Origin of the sequence: Paracoccus haeundaensis, from assembly GCF_006239215.1 — a bacterium.
GTDB classification, from domain to species: Bacteria; Pseudomonadota; Alphaproteobacteria; order Rhodobacterales; family Rhodobacteraceae; genus Paracoccus; species Paracoccus marcusii.
On sequence record NZ_VDDC01000086.1, the window covers coordinates 1 to 2,748 of the forward strand.

The following is a 2,748-nucleotide window of genomic DNA, read 5'->3' on the forward strand; positions in this document are numbered from 1 at the left end:
TAGCGCAGGTTCGACCGAAGGGTCAGCCCCTCCCCGAAATCATGTTCCGCGATCACGTTCACGGTCGTCCGCTCGACATTGAGATAGTTGAAGTCCGGCTCTCCCAGGAACACGCTGCGGTCATAGCTGCCGCCGCGGGGATAGCCGCCGCTGTTGGGCGTCGCGTCGCGGTCCAGGTAATCGACGATCAGGCTGACCGAGGTCACGTCACTGGGCTGCCAGGTCAGACCGCCCATCAGGAACGTCTCGTCATCGCGCGAAAAATCGTATTCACGGCTACTGTCCTGCAATTTGCCGGTCATCCGCCAGGATAGGGTCGCGTCCGGGGTCAGCACGTCGTCGAAGTCGAACCCGTATTCCTTGCGACTATCCGATCCGACTGTGCCGAACACCTCTGAGAACCGTTCCGCGCGCGGTCGCTTGGTCACGAAGTTGATCGAGCCGCCCGGATCGGCTGGCCCGAACAGGGTCGAGTTGGCACCACGGATGACCTCCACCCGCTCGTAAGCCAAAGGCTCTTCGCGGATGCCCCGCAGGCCACCAAGCGTGATTCCGTCGCGATAGGTCGAGGCGTCGAAACCCCTGATCTGATAATAGTCGTTGCGGTCGTCGGTGCCATAGTAATCGGCGATCGTGCCCGCGGAATATTGCAGCACGTCCTCCAGCGTGCGGGCGTCGCGACGCTCGATCTCGGCTTGGGTGATGACAGAAACGGAGGCGGGCGTATCCAATATGCTGGTCGCTACCTTTCCGCCCACAGCCAACTCCCGTGCCACGATAGAATTGGCGTCGTCATCGCCGCCGTAGGCATAGAGCGTGATCTCGGGCAGGCGGATGATAGGTGACAGGCGCGTCGCTGCGCTGTCTTGCGCACTGGCCGCGACAGGCATCAGGGCGATCACTGCACAGCAGGACAGCAGAGCCGAGCGAGCATGGCAGGCGTTCCTCGGGGTCATGGCGAAAGCCTTATGTAATTTGTCGGATTACTGCCGGCTTAGGCCTGACGGTTTCATGAGACAAGCCTGCAACGGGTGCATCGCATGCGCCCGTTGCAGAAAGGTGACACTTTCACTCAGTTATTTGCAGTAGCGTGGTGGCGGCCCACTGGCAGCATCATCGGACGTCCCGAAACAGGGTCAGTGATGATCCGGCTGGTCAAGCCGAAGACCTGTTGGATCGTATCCTGGGTCAGCACGTCTTCGGGCGCCCCCTGCCCATGCACGCGCCCCGCTGCCATGGCAACCAGCCGGTCGGCATAGCGCGCTGCCAGGTTCAAATCATGTAGCACCATTACTATCGTGATGCCGCGACGGGCGTTCAGGTCGCACAACAAATCCAGCAGCTCTATCTGGTGGGCGATGTCCAGGAAGGTCGTCGGCTCGTCCAGCAGCAGCAGGTCGGTCTGCTGCGCCAGCGCCATGGCGATCCAGACGCGTTGGCGCTGACCGCCCGACAGTTCGTCCACGGCGCGGTCGGCCAGATCGGTCGTGCGCGTGGCCTGCAGCGCGTCGGCGACCGCCTGATCGTCGTGCTGCCCCCACCGTGATATCAGGCCGTGATGCGGGTGGCGTCCCCGGCTGACCAGGTCGGCCACGGTGATCCCCTCCGGCGCGATCGGGGATTGCGGCAGCAGGCCCAGGGTCCGAGCCAGGGCGCGCGTGGGCATGCGGTGAATGTCGGTGCCATCCAGCGTGACCTGCCCCCGCCCCGGCCGCAGCAGGCGCGACATCACCCTCAGCAGGGTCGATTTCCCGCAGGCATTCGCCCCCACGATGGCCGTGATGCGTCCCGGCATCAGATCCAGGTCCAGCCCCTGCAGGATAGCACGGTCGCCATACCCTGCCGACAGGTCGCAGACCCTTAAATTATGGTCGACGGTCACAGCGTGCCTCCGGTACGGTTCGCGCGGATGATGAGATAGATCAGGAAGGGAGCGCCCAGGGCACCTGTCACGACGCCGACGGGATAGCGGCCCGGCAACAGGAACTGCCCCGCGAAATCGCCTGCCAGAACCAGCACCGCGCCCACCAGGGCCGCGGGGATCAGCAACGATCCGTTCGGCCCCACGATCCGCGCGGCGATGGGTCCGGACAGGAACGCAACGAAGGCGATGGGCCCGGTCGTGGCGGTGGCGACCGCGATCATGCCGACCGCGCCCAGGATCACCGCCAGCCGAGTGGCCCCCACACGCACACCGAGGGCGGCGGCCATGTCGTCGCCCATGCGCAGTGCCTCAAGGTCGCGGCTGCGGCTGATCAGCAGACCGCCGAACAGCGCCAGTGCGCCCAGCAGCGGCCAGGCCTGATCCAGCCGCGCGCCGTTCACACTGCCCGACAGCCAGCGCATCGCCTCCTGCAGGTCCCAGGCCGGGGCGCGGGCCAGCGCATAGGCAATGAAGCTGTTGATCATCGCCGATACGCCGATGCCGACCAGGATCAGCCGCGATCCCGCGACCCCACCCCGAAAGGACAGGCCATAGATCAGCAGTGCGACCCCCAGTCCGGCACCTATCGCCACTGCAGATAGTGCCGGACCGTCCAGCGACAGGAACACGATGCCGAACACCGCCGCCGCGCTGGCCCCGGCGCTGACGCCGATAATGTCCGGGCTGGCCAGCGGGTTGCGCAGCATCACCTGGAACGCAACGCCGCCCAGACCGAAACACGCCCCCGCCAGAACCGACATCACCGCGCGTGGCAGGCGCAGATGGCCCACCGCAAAGGCGTCAGGCCCGCCCTGCCCCGCCAG

General features: G+C 65.6%; 3 protein-coding genes. All 3 read right to left on the bottom strand.

Annotated elements, in window-relative coordinates; translation table 11 throughout:
• Window positions 1-956, bottom strand: a 956-nt coding sequence (locus tag FHD67_RS19990; protein WP_176695233.1) for a TonB-dependent siderophore receptor, incomplete at its 3' end; no start/stop codon positions are given.
• A 116-nt stretch (window positions 957-1,072) separates the two neighbouring features.
• Window positions 1,073-1,882, bottom strand: coding sequence for an ABC transporter ATP-binding protein (locus FHD67_RS19995; RefSeq protein ID WP_139599832.1), 810 nt, complete (start codon window positions 1,880-1,882; stop codon window positions 1,073-1,075).
• A partial coding sequence (locus FHD67_RS20000) for a FecCD family ABC transporter permease (protein ID WP_139599833.1) occupies window positions 1,879-2,748 on the bottom strand: 870 nt, incomplete at its 5' end. The genes FHD67_RS19995 and FHD67_RS20000, both read right to left, overlap by 4 nt.